At 67.8% G+C, this 16,158-nt stretch carries 11 protein-coding genes and 1 riboswitch; of the genes, 5 read left to right on the top strand and 6 right to left on the bottom strand.

Annotated elements, in window-relative coordinates; all coding sequences use genetic code 11:
* Positions 1-20 precede the first annotated feature (20 nt).
* The 3 genes from C1927_RS15600 to C1927_RS15610 all read left to right on the top strand — a co-directional run bounded on the left by C1927_RS15600 (position 21) and on the right by C1927_RS15610 (position 5,026).
* Entirely contained in the window at positions 21-788 is a 768-nt protein-coding gene (locus tag C1927_RS15600) for a phosphatase PAP2 family protein (protein ID WP_108747863.1), read from the top strand.
* The gene (locus C1927_RS15605; protein WP_108747169.1) at positions 785-2,434 is read left to right on the top strand and encodes a phosphoethanolamine--lipid A transferase; all 1,650 of its coding nucleotides are present in this window, start codon (positions 785-787) and stop codon (positions 2,432-2,434) included. Before C1927_RS15600 ends, C1927_RS15605 begins: the two co-directional genes overlap by 4 nt.
* A gap of 627 nt (positions 2,435-3,061) precedes the next feature.
* Entirely contained in the window at positions 3,062-5,026 is a 1,965-nt protein-coding gene (locus tag C1927_RS15610) for a M2 family metallopeptidase (protein WP_108747170.1), read from the top strand.
* Positions 5,027-5,127: 101 nt separating this feature from the next.
* Here the strand turns inward: C1927_RS15610 and C1927_RS15615 are convergent, their stop codons facing one another.
* The 3 genes from C1927_RS15615 to C1927_RS15625 form a co-directional block, all read right to left on the bottom strand.
* The gene (locus C1927_RS15615) at positions 5,128-5,520 is read right to left on the bottom strand and encodes a hypothetical protein (protein ID WP_079222768.1); all 393 of its coding nucleotides are present in this window, start codon (positions 5,518-5,520) and stop codon (positions 5,128-5,130) included.
* 80 nt (positions 5,521-5,600) lie between these two features.
* Positions 5,601-6,494: a siderophore-interacting protein gene (locus C1927_RS15620; RefSeq protein ID WP_108747171.1), complete on the bottom strand. Its 894-nt coding sequence runs from the start codon at positions 6,492-6,494 to the stop codon at positions 5,601-5,603.
* Positions 6,495-6,634: 140 nt separating this feature from the next.
* A complete protein-coding gene (locus C1927_RS15625; RefSeq protein WP_108747864.1) occupies positions 6,635-7,861 on the bottom strand; it encodes a multidrug effflux MFS transporter in 1,227 nt (408 codons plus the stop codon).
* 308 nt (positions 7,862-8,169) lie between these two features.
* Positions 8,170-8,272: riboswitch (glycine riboswitch) on the top strand.
* 62 nt (positions 8,273-8,334) lie between these two features.
* Here C1927_RS15625 and gcvP point away from each other — a divergent pair.
* Positions 8,335-11,202 (top strand): aminomethyl-transferring glycine dehydrogenase, encoded by a 2,868-nt coding sequence (gene gcvP, locus C1927_RS15630; RefSeq protein ID WP_108747172.1) that lies wholly within the window; start codon positions 8,335-8,337, stop codon positions 11,200-11,202.
* A 58-nt stretch (positions 11,203-11,260) separates the two neighbouring features.
* On the opposite strand, the gene C1927_RS15635 is transcribed toward gcvP, so the two are convergent.
* The 3 genes from C1927_RS15635 to C1927_RS15645 all read right to left on the bottom strand — a co-directional run bounded on the left by C1927_RS15635 (position 11,261) and on the right by C1927_RS15645 (position 13,940).
* Positions 11,261-11,671, bottom strand: a complete 411-nt coding sequence (locus tag C1927_RS15635) for a VOC family protein (protein WP_079222771.1) — start codon at positions 11,669-11,671, stop codon at positions 11,261-11,263.
* Between the two features lie 103 nt (positions 11,672-11,774).
* Complete coding sequence (locus C1927_RS15640; protein WP_079222772.1) at positions 11,775-13,136, bottom strand: amino acid permease; 1,362 nt, start codon at positions 13,134-13,136, stop codon at positions 11,775-11,777.
* Positions 13,137-13,217: 81 nt separating this feature from the next.
* The gene (locus C1927_RS15645; protein WP_079222773.1) at positions 13,218-13,940 is read right to left on the bottom strand and encodes an AraC family transcriptional regulator; all 723 of its coding nucleotides are present in this window, start codon (positions 13,938-13,940) and stop codon (positions 13,218-13,220) included.
* 234 nt (positions 13,941-14,174) lie between these two features.
* Between C1927_RS15645 and C1927_RS15650 the strand changes: the two genes are divergently transcribed.
* Positions 14,175-16,157, top strand: a complete 1,983-nt coding sequence (locus C1927_RS15650) for a catalase (protein ID WP_254051593.1) — start codon at positions 14,175-14,177, stop codon at positions 16,155-16,157.
* The last annotated feature ends 1 nt before the right edge of the window (position 16,158 follow it).

The raw sequence follows: 16,158 nt of genomic DNA on the forward strand, positions 1-16,158 counted from the left end.
CTGTCATGGCCCCTTCCCGCATGCCCGCTCGTCCCCTTGTCCCGGCCTTTGCCTTCACGCCTTCGTGGCTCGCGTCGCGGTTTGCGCTGACGCATCTGCTGCTGCCCGTGGCCATCGGCCTTCCGCTGTTCACCCTGTTGATGGGCTTCGGCGGTGACCAGTGGGTGGCCGATCACCTGTTCCGGCTGGAAGGTGGCCATTGGGCGCTGCAGGATGCCTGGCTGACCCGTTCGGTCGTGCACAAGGGGGGCAAGTGGCTGAGCACCGCTGCGGCGCTGGTCGCGATCCTGCTGTGCTTCCACCACTGGCGCCGCGGCCGTGACCGCACCCTGCGCTGGGCGCTGCTCTATGTGGTGGCGGCCATGGCGCTGGGTACCGGCCTGATCTCGCTGCTGAAGGCGCTGGTGCCGATGGATTGCCCGTGGGACCTGCTGCGCTATGGCGGCCACGAGCCTTTCATCGGCCTGCTGGCCAGCCGCCCCGAGGGCATGGCCGCGCGCGCCTGTTTCCCGGCCGGCCATGCCAGCGCCGGCTATGCCTGGCTGTGCCTGTACTTCTTCGCCCTGCTCTGGCGCCCGGCCTGGCGCTGGGCCGGGCTGTGGATCGGCCTCGGCAGCGGCCTGGTGTTCGGCATCAGCCAGCAACTGCGCGGCGCCCACTTCCTTTCGCATGACGTTGCCACGGCGTTGCTGTGTTGGCTGCTGTCGCTGGGCCTGTTCCTGATCACGGAGCGGCTGCTGGCCCGGCGCACGCAGGAACGTCCGACCCGCCAGGAGGCACGTGCATGAATGCATCGGTCCAACGTTCGTTCCGCCTGCCCGCGCTGGCCAGCCTTCGCCGCTGGCGCCCGCAGCTGTCCACCGAAGCGCTGATCGTGCTGACCAGCCTGTTCTTCGCCGTCGCCGGCAATGGCCTGTTCTGGCACAGCGCCATGGCCAGCCATCCCGGCAGCCTGCGCTACGCGCTGTCGCTGTTCCTGCTGCTGCTGGGCGCGCATGGCGTGCTGCTGGGCATCCTGGTGTGGCGCTGGAATGCCAAGGTGGTGACCAGCGTGCTGCTGCTGGTGACCGCCTTCGCCGCCCACTACATGAGCCAGTACCACATCTACCTGGATGCGGACATGCTGCGCAACGTGCTGGCCACCGACCCGAAGGAAAGCCGCGAGCTGATGACGGTCTCGCTGGTGTGGCCGGTGCTGCTGCTGGCGGTACTGCCCATGGCGCTGCTGTGGCGGGTGGAGCTGCGCCGCCGCAGCTGGGGCCGCGCCCTGCTGTGGCGCGCCGGCTTCCTGCTGGTGGCGGCGGTCACCGCCGTGGGTGGCGCGCTGATCTCGTTCCAGGATGTCTCGGCGCTGATGCGCAACCAGCGCGAAGTGCGCTACCTGGCCACCCCGGCCAACGTGCTGCTGGGCATGCCGCGCGCACTGCGCGGCGACAACCCGGTGCAGCGCGCGCCGAAACTGCCGATCGGCACCGATGCCAAGGCGACCCCGCGCGCGCCGGCCAGCAAGCCGCGGCTGCTGGTGATCGTGATGGGCGAAACCGTGCGTGCGCAGGACTGGGGCCTCAACGGTGGGCGCAACACCACCCCGGAACTGGCACAGGCACCGGTGATCAATTTCCCGGACATGCATTCGTGCGGCACCAGCACCGAAGTTTCGCTGCCGTGCCTGTTCTCGCCGTGGGGACGCCATGACTACGACGAAAAGAAGATCCGCGCCCACCAGTCGCTGCTGCACGTCCTGGACCGCGCCGGCATCGCGCCGCTGTGGCGTGACAACCAGTCCGGCTGCAAGGGCGTGTGCGAAGGCCTGGACTTCCAGTCACTGTCCGACGCGACCACGCCGGGCCTGTGTGCCGATGGCCGCTGCATGGACGAGATCCTGCTGCAGGACCTGGCCACGCAGGTGCGCGCCAAGCCCGGTGACCGCGTGGTGGTGCTGCACCAGCTGGGCAACCATGGCCCGGCCTACTTCGAGCGCTACCCGGCCGCCTTCGCCCGCTTCAAGCCGACCTGCGACACGCGTGACATCGGCCGTTGCACGCGTGAGGAAATCACCAACAGCTACGACAACGCGGTGCTCTACACCGACCACTTCCTGAGCAAGACGATCGGCACGCTGCAGGGCCTGCAGGACTACGACACGGCGATGATCTACCTGTCCGACCATGGTGAATCGCTGGGCGAGAAGGGCCTGTTCCTGCACGGCGTGCCCTACGCGATCGCTCCGGCCGAGCAGACCCGCGTGCCGATGACGATGTGGTTCTCGCCGGGCTTTGCCAGCAGCCGCGGGCTCGACCTGCAGTGCGTGCGCAAGCGTTCGGCGGCGTACACCGACCACGACAACCTGTTCCCGTCGGTGCTGGGCCTGATGCAGGTGAAGACGGCGCTGTATGAGCGCGACCGGGACCTGTTCGCCGGCTGCGAGAGCTGAGGGGTGTTGTTCTGGCAGGGCTTGCAGCCCTGCACCTGCAGAATCAACGTCAACGGCAAAAGCCGGTTTGCTGAGGGTTGGCGGGGTGGGTCCGGTTGAGGGGGACGCCGTGAACCCATCCATGGGGGCTTGGTCGCGCCATCCATGGCGCTCACACCCCCTCAACCGGACCCACCCCGCCTTCGACAGACTTCCGCGATCTGTCGGAACGGCGTCCTGCTCTGGTGGGTGCCGATTTCCGCTGCTGATGGTGGGTGCCGACCGTTGGTCGGCACGGTAGATCCACGCCATGCGTGGATGAATTCATTCGATATCTGACAGATGTGCCGACCAACGGTCGGCACCCACCCACAGCCGCCGGCCAACTGTCGAAGGCGGGGCACTGTGGGTTTGCGGGGTGTGAGCCGCATGGATGCGGCGACCAAGCCCCCATGGACGGGTTTACGGCGTCCCCGCAAACCCACAGTGCCCCGCCGTCCCACGGAATGCAGGCTTTTGATCTTGCTTCGGCTTTGGCCTCTGCAGGTGCAGGGCGCAGCCCTGCCGGGCCCCACCAACCTTCCCCACTTGCGGTAGGCACGCGCGCCCACTAGCCTTCGGCCGTCGTTCACCACCCAAGGACCGCCCGTGACTCACCGCCATCTCCTGCTGGCCTCGGCAATCGCCGCCGCCACGCTGGCCCTGGTCGCCTGCAAGAAGGAACCTTCGCCCGGCACCGAGGCCGCCACCGCCAGCACGCCCGCCGGCGAGACCGCCGACCAGTTCGTCGCCCGCATCAACGCCGAATTCAAGGCCGCCTACCCGGAGATGACCTCGGCACAGTGGCTGTCCTCCACCTACATCAACAGCGATTCCGAACGTATCGCCGCCAAGGCCAACGAGCGCTCGCTGACCCAGCTCAACAGCTGGATCGAGCAGGCCGGCAAGTACGACGGCCAGCCGATGAGCGAGGACAGCAAGCGCGCCATCCACCTGCTGAAGCTGATGTCCTCGATGCCGGCGCCGCGTGATCCGGCCAAGCTGGCCCAGCTGACCCAGATCGCCACCCGCATGGAAGGCAGTTACGGCGCGGGCAAGTACTGCACCGATGCCAACGATCCCAACTCCTGCCGCCAGCTCGGCGAGCTGGAACAGGTGCTGGCGCGCAGCCGCGACTACGACACGCAGCTCGACGCCTGGCAGGGCTGGCACAGCACCACCAAGAGCATGCGCGGCGACTACCAGCAGTTCGTCAGCCTGGTCAATGAAGGCGCCAAGGGCATGGGCTTCACCGATGCCGGGCAGATGTGGCGCAGCGGCTATGACATGCCGCCGGAGCAGATCGGGCCGGAAACCGACCGCCTGTGGGAGCAGGTCAAGCCGATGTACGAGCAGCTGCACTGCTACGCACGCGGCAAACTGGACAAGACCTATGGCAAGGACAAGGCCGAAGTGGGCAACGGCCTGATCGCCGCGCACCTGCTGGGCAACATGTGGCAGCAGGACTGGTCCAACCTGTGGGACCAGCTGGAACCGTACCCCGGTGCCGGCAGCCTGGACATCACCGCAGCGCTGGAAAAGCAGTACCAGGCCAACCTGAGCGCGGCGCTGGCCAAGGCCGGCAAGGATGCCAACGTGGCGGCGCAGTACAAGGCGCAGCGCGAGGCCGAACTGCGCACTGCCAAGCAGATGACCGAGCGCGCGCAGGATTTCTACGTGTCGCTGGGCATGCCCTCGCTGCCGCAGACGTACTGGGAACGCACCCAGTTCATCAAGCCCGATGACCGCGACGTGGTCTGCCACGCCAGTGCCTGGGACATGAACATGGAAGGCGACGTGCGCACCAAGATGTGCATCAAGCCGAACGAAGAGAACTTCACCACCATCTACCACGAGCTGGGCCACATCTATTACGACCTGGCCTACAACCCGCTGCCGCCGCTGTTCCAGGGCGGTGCCAACGATGGCTTCCATGAAGCGATCGGCGACACCATCGTGCTGGCGATGACGCCGAAGTACCTCAGCTCGATCGGCCTGGTCGACGCGCCGACCGAAAGCCGCGAAGCGGTCATCAACAACCAGATGCGCATGGCGCTGTCGGGCGTGTCGTTCCTGCCGTTCGGGCTGATGATCGACCGCTGGCGCTGGGGCGTGTTCGATGGCTCGATCACCGCCGACAACTACAACAAGGCCTGGTGGGACCTGAAGGCCAAGTACCAGGGCGTGGCCCCGGCCAGCACCCGTGGCGAAGAGTTCTTCGATCCGGGCGCCAAGTACCACGTGCCGGGCAACACGCCGTACACCCGCTACTTCCTGGCGCGCATCCTGCAGTTCCAGTTCTACAAGGGCCTGTGCGATGCGGCTGGCTACAAGGGCCCGCTGCATGAGTGCACCTTCTACGGCAACAAGGAAGCCGGCCAGAAGTATTGGGCGATGCTGAGCAAGGGTGCCAGCCAGCCGTGGCAGGCCACGCTGAAGGAGCTGACCGGCAGCGACAAGCTCGATGCCGGCCCGATGATCGAGTACTTCAGCCCGGTCAACGACTGGCTGAAGCAGCAGAACCAGGGCCAGATGTGCGGCTGGCAGGCCAGCGCGGCACCGGCGGCGAAATGAAAGAAGGGGCGGGTCCGCAAGGATCCGCCCCTTTCTGGTAGTGCCGGCCGCTGGCCGGCAATGGGTTGCCGGCCAGCGGCCGGCACTACCGCAACTGCAGGTCAGTTGTTTTTCTTCGCCGCCATTGCGGCGGCCAGTTCGGCCTTGTATTCCTCGAAGGTCTGGCCCTTCTCCTTGGCCTCGGCCTGCGCGGCATCGCGCAGCGCATCGGAATACACCAGGCGCACCGGCGTGCCCTTGCGCTCGTGCAGTTCACCGGCCTGCATGATCAGCGCGAGCACCTGCGCGGCACTCTCGCTGTGGCCGGCGATGCGGCCATCCATGCCCAGCACCCATTCGCCATCGCGGCGCACGACGCCAGCCAGCAGCGTGCGCTGCGCATCGCGCAGTTCGGCATGCGGCTCGACAGGCGAGGCCTGGGCAGCGGCCTTGTTGGCAGCCTTTTCTTCCTGGCGGCGGCGCTGGTCGCGACGGGTCTTGGAGGTGGTGGACATGGGGCGGTACCGCGACGAGGGGGCGCAAGGATAACGCACCCCGGCCATGACGCCGCTTCACGGGCGCCGGCCCCGCCTGCTCAGTCCAGCACCCGGCCCTGCCGCCAGTAACCCATGAACGTCAGCGCACGGCGGTCCAGCCCGCAGTCTCGGACCAGGTGGCGGCGGATCGCCATCACGGCCCCGGCCTCGCCGGCCATCCAGGCGTAGAACGGCCCGGCCACGCCCGCGTCGGACTGCTCCCACAGGATCTGTGCGTCCACGTCGATCTCGTCCAGCGCTTCCCCGGCAACCACCGACGAGGCGGCCAACCGTGCCTGCACGGCCTGCACAAGCGCCTGGCCGTAAGCGGCCTGGCCGCGCGGCAGCCATACCAGTTCGGCAGTGGGCGGCGCCTTCAAGGCGATGGCACCGCCCTCGCCCGCCACTTCCAGCAGGGCCAGCACGCGCGGCGGATCTACCTGGGCGGCCAGTTCCTCGAGGATGCCGGCCACCGCCGGCAGCGCCGTCTCGTCAGCCACCAGCAGCACCTGGCCGACCCCGGCCGGCGGCTTCCATTCCCAGCCTTCGCTGCTCTCGGCGCACTCGGCATCCGGGGCCAGCAGCACCACGCGGTCACCGGGCCGGGCATGCGTGGCCCAGCGCGAGGCCGGCCCGGTTTCACCGTGCAGGACGAAATCGACGTCGACCTCGCCCTGCGCGGCGCGCAGCTGGCGAAGGGTGTAGGTGCGCATCGGCGGGCGCTGGTCGTCGGCCAGGGCGCGGTAGCGGGCGTACCAGTCCTCGCCGCTGGGCACGTCCGGGGCGTCCTGGCCGGGCAAGGGGAAAAACACCTTGATCCGCTGATCCGGGCCCTCGGTCTTCATCCGCGCCACGTCGGCGCCGGTGAACACCAGGCGGTGCAGGGAGGGGGAAAGGACGCGGCGCTCCTTCAGCGCCACCTCGAACAGGCGGTAGGTCTGCTGCGCAGCCATGGGGGTACCTCGCGACGGCTTCGGATCGGCTGGCCGTCATGCACCCGTGCAGTGGCTGGCTGGAACACCCAGCCTAGCTCGCCGCTGCAGCGGCGCAAGGGGCCGGGGGACGCTTGCGCCGCCCTGCCCCTGCGCGCTGCTCAAAGGCCGGTGGCCACTGCCTGCACTGCGCGCTCGCGGCGGTGTTCCCAGTACCAGAACGCGAAGCCGCCCGCGAAGAAGGCGGCCTGGCCCAGGGCCAGGTGCAGCGGGCTGCCGCTCAGCAGCGGCGACACCAGGCCGGCCACCACGGTGCTGATCATCAGCTGGATGAACGCCTGCAGCGAGGAGGCCAGGCCGCGCTGGTGCGGGTACATGTCCAGCACCGCCAGCGCCAGGATCGGGAAGATCAGCGCCATGCCCATGCCGCCCAGGAAGATCGGCAGCACCGCCCACGGCAGCACGAACTGCGGTGCCAGGGACACATAGCCGACGTTGAGCAGCACCGACACCGCGCACAGGGTGAAACCGATGGCGACCTGGCGGGTGGGCGTGGTGCGCCCGGCCATGCGCCCGGACAGGAACGAACCGGTGGTCATGCCGCCGATGGTGGGAATGAACAACCAGGCGAAGCCACCTTCACCCAGGTGCAGGTGCTGCATGACGAACACCGGCGCCGAGGCGATGTACAGGAAGATGCCGCCGAAGTTGATGCTGCCGGCCAGCGCCAGGCGCAGGAAACGCGGGTTGAAGCCGATGCGCACGTAGTCACGCAGCAGGCCACGCGGCGACAGCGGCACGCGAGCCGCCACCGGGTGGGTCTCCGGCATGAAGCGGGCCGTGCAGACCAGCAGCAGCAGTGAGAACACCACCAGGAACCAGAAGATCAGCGGCCAGCCGGCGCCACTGAGCAGGATCCAGCCACCGATGATCGGCGCGATGGCCGGGGCGATGCCGAACAGCATCGATACCTGGCTCATCAGCCGCTGCGCATCGTGGCCGTGGTACAGATCGCGGATGACCGCGCGGCCGACGATCATGCCCACGCCGGCCGACAGGCCCTGCAGCGCGCGGAACACCAGCAGGGTGCTCAGGTCGGTGGACAGCGCGCAGCCGACCGAGGCGCCGATGAACACCACCAGGCCGCCGAGAATCACCCGCTTGCGGCCCCAGGCATCGGACAGCGGTCCGTGCGCCAGGCTCATCAACGCGTAGAACAGCAGGTAGACGCTGATGGTCTGCTGCACCGCCACCTCATCCACCGCCAAGCGCTGGGCCAGCTGCGGGAAGGCCGGGAAGATGGTGTCGATCGAGAACGGGCCGAACATGGCCAGGCCTGCGAGCAGCAGGGCCATGCGTCGGGTGGAAGGGGCAACAGCGGGGGTCATCGGCAAAGCGTCCGGCAGGGCCATGCGCGGCACGCACGGCGGGCGCCGATCCCCTGCAGCAGGGACGGCGCCAGATGAATACGAGAGTCCGGCCATGATAGGCCCGGATTGCGGCCGATGCCATCGACCACTGCACGAAACGCATGGCCGGGCCATCGGCCATTCAGGCGCGCAGGCGCGCTGCCCCGGTTCCGGGCCCGTGTTCAGCGGCGGCAACCCGCTATAATCAGGGGGCAACATGGTGGGAGAAGCGGAACACCGCTGCCGAAGGCGCAACGCCCGTAATCGCTCAGGCCCGATACCACCCGTAACAGAACTCTGGAGAGACCGGTTCGATCCGGCGCCGAAGGGGCACGAAGCAGCGGCCAGCCGCGCTTTTAAACTCTCAGGCAAAAGGACAGAGGGGCGCCCCGCAGACCGCCAACCGGCGGCTTGTGCCCGTGCGTGTGCCCTTTCCTGACGGATCCTTCGCCATGTCCCAGAACACCCCCTCCCTGCGTGAGCTTGAGCATCATTCCGCGTTCGTCGAGCGCCACATCGGCCCCAACGATGCCGAGGTAGCGCAGATGCTCGATGTCCTCGGCCACGCCACGCTGGACGCGATGACCGATGCCATCGTGCCGGCCAGGATCAAGTCGCCCGCACCGCTGGCACTGCCGGAATCGATGACCGAAGTGCAGGCGCTGGCGAAGATCCGTGCCATTGCCGACAAGAACACCGTGCTGCGCAGCTTCATCGGCCAGGGCTACTACGGTACCCACACGCCGAACGTGATCCTGCGCAACATCCTGGAAAACCCGGCCTGGTACACCGCCTACACCCCGTACCAGGCGGAAATCTCGCAGGGCCGCATGGAAGCGCTGATCAACTTCCAGACCCTGTGTGCCGACCTGACCGGCATGGAGATCGCCAACGCCTCGCTGCTGGACGAAGCCACCGCCGCCGCTGAAGCGATGACCCTGGCCAAGCGTTCGGCCAAGTCGAAGTCGGACACCTTCTTCGTGCACGACGCCGTGCACCCGCAGACGCTGGAACTGCTGCGCACCCGCGCCGAGCCCATGGGCATCGTGCTGCGCGTGGGCACCCCGGCCGAAGCGCTGGAAGCGGAGGCCTTCGGCCTGCTGCTGCAGTACCCGGACACCTTCGGCCAGGTGGGCGACTACAAGGCACTGGTCGATGCCGTGCACGCGCGCGGCGGCCTGGTGGCCGTGGCCACCGACCTGCTGGCCCTGACCCTGCTGGCCGCCCCCGGCGAATGGGGCGCGGACATCGTGGTCGGCAACAGCCAGCGTTTCGGCGTGCCGTTCGGTTTCGGCGGCCCGCACGCCGCGTTCATGGCCTGCCGTGATGCCTACAAGCGCTCGATGCCGGGCCGCCTGATCGGTGTCTCCATCGATGCCGAAGGCAAGCCGGCCTACCGCCTGACCCTGCAGACCCGCGAGCAGCACATCCGCCGCGAGAAGGCCACCTCCAACATCTGCACCGCGCAGGTGCTGCTGGCGGTGATGGCCTCGATGTACGCCGTCTACCACGGCCCGGAAGGCCTGGCCCGCATCGCCCGTCGTACCCACCGCCTGGCCTCGATCCTGGCTGCATCGCTGCGCAATGCCGGCGTGCAGGTGGGTGGCGATTTCTTCGACACCCTGCACATCACCGGCGTGCATGCCGATGAGGTCCACGCCAAGGCCCGCGCCGCCGGTTACAACCTGCGCGCGATCGACAGCGACTCGGTCGGCATCAGCCTGGACGAGACCGCGACCCGCGCCGACATCGTCGCCCTGGCCGCCGTGTTCGGTGCGCAGGCCGACGTGGACGCACTGGATGCCAGCACCGCCGACGCACTGCCGGCGGCCCTGCTGCGCCAGTCGGAATTCCTGACCCACCCCGTGTTCAACACCCACCACAGCGAGCACGAACTGCTGCGCTACCTGCGTTCGCTGGCCGACAAGGACCTGGCGATGGACCGCACGATGATCCCGCTGGGCTCGTGCACCATGAAGCTCAACGCCACCGCCGAAATGATCCCGGTGACCTGGCCGGAGTTCTCGCAGATCCATCCGCTGGTGCCGGCCGACCAGGCGCTGGGCTACAAGGAACTGATCGACTCGCTGGAAGCGATGCTGGTCGAGTGCACCGGCTACGACGCGGTCAGCCTGCAGCCGAACTCCGGCGCGCAGGGCGAGTACGCCGGCCTGCTGGCGATCCGCGCCTACCACCGCTCGCGCGGCGAAGATCATCGTGACATCTGCCTGATTCCGGATTCGGCGCACGGCACCAACCCGGCCTCGGCGCAGATGTGCGGCATGAAGGTCGTGGTGACCAAGACCGATGCCAACGGCAACGTCGATGTCGAAGACATCCGCATCAACGCCGAGAAGTACAGCAGCCGCCTGGCCGCGATCATGATCACCTACCCCTCCACGCACGGCGTGTTCGAGGAAGAAGTGGTCGAGATCTGCGAGATCATCCACCAGCACGGCGGCCAGGTGTACACCGACGGCGCCAACATGAACGCCCTGGTCGGCGTGGCCAAGCCGGGCAAGTGGGGTTCGGACGTTTCCCACCTGAACCTGCACAAGACCTTCTGCATCCCGCACGGCGGCGGCGGCCCGGGCGTTGGCCCGTGTGCGGTGAAGGAACACCTGGCCCCGTTCCTGCCGGGCAAGCTGGGTGACAACGGCCCGGTCGGCATGGTCAGCGCGGCCAGCTTCGGCAGCGCCTCGATCCTGCCGATCAGCTGGATGTACATCGCCATGATGGGCAGCGAAGGCCTGCGCAAGGCCACCCAGGTCGCGCAGCTCAACGCCAACTACATCGCCAAGCGCCTGGCTCCGCACTTCAAGACCCTGTACACCGGCCGCAACGGCCTGGTGGCGCACGAGTGCATCCTCGACGTGCGCCCGCTGGAGAAGACCAGCGGCATCGGCGCCGAAGACGTGGCCAAGCGCCTGATCGACTTCGGCTTCCATGCCCCGACCCTGAGCTTCCCGGTGGCCGGCACGCTGATGGTCGAGCCGACCGAGAGCGAATCGCTGCACGAGCTGGACCGTTTCATCGACGCGATGATCCAGATCCGCGAGGAAATCCGCGCGATCGAAGACGGCCGCCTGGACCGCGAGGACAACCCGCTGAAGAACGCCCCGCATACCGCGACGGCGGTGACCGCCAGCGAGTGGACCCACGCCTACCCGCGTGAGCTGGCAGCCTTCCCGCTGCCCAGCCTGAAGCTGCAGAAGTACTGGCCGCCGGTGGCCCGCGTCGACAACGTGTACGGCGACAAGAACGTGATGTGCGCCTGCATCCCGGTCGATGCCTACAAGGACGACGAAGTCGAGGCGTAAATTCCCGATGGATCGGTAAACGGAACGGCCCGCGCAAGCGGGCCGTTTTCGTTGTGCCTCACGGGTCCGGCATCTGCCCCAGGCTCAACTGCCACGACACGCCGTAGCGGTCCTGCACCCAGCCGTAGCGGTTGCTGAAATCGTAGTCCCCCACCGGCATCAGCCAGTGCCCGCCCTCGCCCAGCACCCGCGCCGCGCGCTCGAACTGCTCGCTGCCCGCGCATTCGACGAACAGCGAGATCGAGGGACTGAACGTGAAGTCGTGCACGTCCAGGCTGTCGAAGCACAGGTAGTGGGTGCCACCCAGCAGGAAGATGGCCTGGCGCACCTGGCCGGGCACGCCGGCGCCGGCACCTTCGGGGTGGTGCTGCAGGGCCAGCAGGCGGAAATCGGCGAAGGCGTCGGCGTACAGGGCCATGGCGGCCTCGGCCTGGCCGGTGAACATCAGGAACGGGCGACTGCGCAGCATGCGGTACTCCTGTTCGACGGGCCGGTGACGGCCCACGCGATCAGGATGGCACGGCGGATGTGCAGCCGCCGTGGTAGTGCCGGCCGCTGGCCGGCAGCCCCGATCAGGCTTCCCGCATGCGCCGCGCAATGGCACTGCCGGCGGCGATGGCCGCAGTCAGCGCCACCATCGACAGGAACTGCAGGCGCGTATGCGCCTCGCTCAGCAGCAGGCCGAAGATCAGCGCCAGGATGCCCAGCGCGCACACCGTCAGCCACGGGAAGCCGGCCATGCGGAACGGCAGGCGGGTGCCCTGGCGATCGGCACGACGGCGCAGCACCAGCTGCGAAACCAGCGACAGCGTCCACACCAGCAGGCAGGTGGAGCCGACGATGTTGAGCAGCACCGGCAGCACCTTGTCCGGGAACAGCAGCTCCATGATGGTGGCGGCGAAGCCGAACAGCACGCTGGCCAGCACGGCGATGACCGGCACCTGGCGCGGGTCGGTCCAGCCCAGCACGGCGGGGGCTTCGCGGCGCTGCGCCAGCGAATACATCATGCGCGAGGCACCGTAGAGGTTGGCATTGAGCGCCGACAGCAGCGCGATCACCGCGATCAGGGTGATGGCCGTGGCCGCGCCCGGAATGTTGGCGACCGCAAGCACGGCGGCAAACGGCGACTTCAGCGACTCGCTGGTCCACGGCACCACGGCGATGATCACGCTGAGCGAGCCGATGTAGAACACCAGGATGCGCCAGGCCACGGTACGGATGGCACGGGCGATGCTGCGCTCGGGGTCTTCGGTTTCGGCGGCGGCCACCGCCACGATCTCGGTGCCGCCAAAGGCGAACACCACCACCAGCAGCGCCGCGCCGATGCCGGCCAGGCCCTTCGGCGCGAAGCCGCCGTGCTGGGTGAAGTTGCTCAACCCCGGCGAGGCCACCTGCGGCAGCCAGCCCATCAGCAGGGCGATGCCGATGGCGATGAAGGCGAGGATGGCGGCCACCTTGAGGATGGCGAACCAGAATTCGAACTCGCCGAAGTTCTTCACCCCGAGCAGGTTGATCGCAGTGAAGAACAGCATGAAGGCCAGCGCCGCCATCGGGACCGGTATCACCGGCCAGACCGTGGCCAGCAGGCCGGCCGCACCCACCGCCTCGGCGGCGATGACGATGACCAGCTGCACCCACCACAACCAGCCCACGGTGGCACCGGCGGTGGCGCCCATGGCATCGGCCGCATACACCGAGAACGCGCCACTGGTCGGCTTGGCCGCGGCCATTTCGCCCAGGGCATTCATCACGATGATCACCAGCGCGCCGGCCACCAGGTAGGACACCAGCACGGCCGGGCCGGCCGCCTGCACGCCCACGCCGGAACCGAGGAACAGGCCGGCGCCGATCGCGCTGCCCAGGCCCATCATGATCAACTGGCGCGGCTTGAGCGAATGGCCAAGGCGGGAAGGCGTAACGGGGCTGGCGGGCATCGGCGGGACTGGCGGCGGCTACAGGGGCGTCACCTTACATTGTCCCCCACCCACGGGGATAGGCACAGTGCAGCAGACCGCTCAGGACAGCAGGGCCTCGCCGACATTGCCCCCGATACGGGCCCGATAGGCACGCGGCGAGAAACCGGTTTCAGCCTTGAATTTGCGGGTGAACGCACTCTGGTCGCTGAAACCGCAGGCCTGGCCGATGCAGGCGATGCTGTCGTCACCGTGCAGCAGGTGCATGGCCATCTGGATGCGCAGCCGGGTCAGCACCTGCTGCGGGGTCATCTGGAACACCTTGCGGAAGCTGCGCTCCAGCTTGGACAGCGAGAAACCGGTGATGTCCAGCAGCGTCTGCATGCGCACGTTCTCGGCGTAGTGCGCGTTGAGGTGGGCCAGGGCCAGGCGCAGCTGCTCGTACTGGGTGCCCAGGCTGTCCTTCTGGCCCAGGTCGCGGGAGATGCCGATCAGCCCCTCGATGCTGCCATCCACCAGCAGCGGCCGCTTGCAGGTCAGGCACCAGCCCGGTTCGCGGTTGGCGAACAGGTGCAGCTCCATCAGGTTCTCGATCACTTCACCGGACAGCACGCGTGCGTCCTGGTCCACGTAATCCGCGCTCAGGCCGGTCGGGTAGATCTCTGCAGCGGTGCGGCCGATGACATCCTTGCGCGCACGCAGGCCCAGCCGCCGCAGCATGGTCTGGTTGACGTGGGTGTAGCGGCCCTGGCGGTCCTTCATGAAGAACAGCACGTCCGGAATGGCGTCGAACAGGGCTTCGATGTCGGTGGGCTCGACTCGCATGCAGCAAGCATACCCGAGCCCGCTTTTGCCTGTACGTTCACCCGCGGCGGACCGTGGGTTAACGGCCCGGGGGCGACTGTCATGGCCTGCCCCCCTCGTATCCCGGAGACCCCCCCGATGGCCGCCAGCAAGCCGACCGGCAAGCGCGCACCCGCCCCGTCCCAGAAGTCCCAGGCCCAGCAGCGCGGCGACGGTGACGAACTGCACCTGCAGGCCGGCGGCACGCATCCGGCGATGACCACCGCGCAGGGCATTCCGGTGGCCGACAACCAGAACTCGCTGCGCGAGGGCCCGCGCGGACCCACCCTGCTGGAGGATTTCATCCTCCGCGAGAAGATCACCCACTTCGACCACGAGCGCATTCCCGAACGCATCGTGCATGCGCGCGGCAGCGCCGCCCATGGTTATTTCGAACTGACCCGTTCGCTGGCGAAGTACACCCGCGCCCGCGTGCTCACCGAAGTGGGCACGAAGACGCCGGTGTTCACCCGCTTCTCCACCGTGGCCGGCGGTGCCGGTTCGGTCGACACTCCGCGCGACGTGCGGGGCTTCGCGGTCAAGTTCTACACGCCGGAAGGCAACTGGGACCTGGTCGGCAACAACATCCCGGTGTTCTTCATCCAGGATGCGATGAAGTTTCCCGATCTCGTGCATGCGGTGAAGATGGAGCCGGACCGCGCGTTCCCGCAGGCCGCCAGCGCGCATGACACGTTCTGGGATTTCATCTCGCTGATGCCCGAATCGATGCACATGATCATGTGGGCGATGAGCGACCGTGGCATCCCGCGTTCGCTGCGCATGATCGAAGGCTTCGGCGTCCACAGCTTCCGCCTGTTGAATGAGGACGGCGACTCCACGTTCGTCAAGTTCCACTGGCGACCGAAGCTGGGCATCCAGTCCACCGTGTGGGATGAAGCGCTGAAACTGCAGGCCGCCGACAACGACTTCCATCGCCGCGACCTGTTCGAGGCGATCCAGCGCGGCGACTTCCCCGAATGGGAACTGGCGGTGCAGCTGTTCACCGAAGAAGAGGCTGAGGCGTTCCCGTTCGACCACCTCGACCCGACCAAGATCATTCCCGAATCGCTGGTGCCGCTGAAGGTGATCGGGCGCATGGTGCTGGACCGCTGGCCGGACAATTTCTTCGCCGAAACCGAGCAGGTGGCGTTCTGCCCGGCCAACGTGCCGCCCGGCATCGATTTCAGCAACGATCCGCTGCTGCAGGGCCGCCTGTTCTCCTACCTGGACACGCAGCTGATCCGCCTGGGTGGGCCGAACTTCCACCAGATTCCGGTCAATGCGCCCAAATGCCCCTTCGCCAACCACCAGCGCGATGGACACATGCAGATGCAGGTGCCGAAGGGCCGTGTGGCCTACGACCCCAGCTCGCTGGAGGACGACAGCCCGCGCGAAACCGCTGCCGGGTTCCGCAGCCATGCAACCGCCGATGATGGCCGCAAGGGACGCACGCGTGCGGCGAGCTTCGCCGACCACTACAGCCAGGCGCGCGCGTTCTTCCGCAGCCTGGAAAAGCCGGAGCAGGCGCATCTCGCCTCGGCGCTGGTGTTCGAGCTGTCCAAGGTGGAAACGCTGAAGGTGCGCGTGCGTACCGTCAGCCACCTGCGCAACATCGACGAGACATTGGCCAAGCGCGTAGCCGATGGCCTGGCCCTGGCCGACCTGCCCGATGCCGCGCCGACCGCAACGCCCGCACAGGACATGCCCGCCGTTCCCGAGGTACGCATCATCGGCCGCACGAAAGACACGTTGCAGGGGCGCTGCATCGGCATCCTGTTCGATGAGGGCTCCGATGCGGGGCTGATCGCCAGCCTGCGCAAGGCCGCGCAGAAGGCCGGTGCCGAAGTGAAACTGGTGGCGCCGAAAGTGGGTGGCGCCACCCTCAGCGACGGCAAGCGCCAGGCTGCCGATGGCCAGTTGGCGGGCACGCCCTCGGCGGTGTTCGATGCCGTGGCCGTGGTGCTCAGTGCGGACGGGGCCAAGGCGCTGGCCAAGGAAGCCGCTGCCGTCGAATTCGTCAGCCATGCGTGGGCACACCTGAAGGCCATTGCCAGCGATGCCGGTGGCCAGGCGCTGTTGAAGGCCGCCCGCGTGGGCAACGATGCCGGCACCGTGGAAGCCGAGGACGCCAAGGGCTTCCTCGCTGCCGCGGCCACCCGCCAGTGGGCGCGCGAACCCAAGCTGCGCCTGCTGGCCTGAT

The organism is Stenotrophomonas sp. ZAC14D1_NAIMI4_1, assembly GCF_003086775.1.
Lineage (GTDB): Bacteria > Pseudomonadota > Gammaproteobacteria > Xanthomonadales > Xanthomonadaceae > Stenotrophomonas.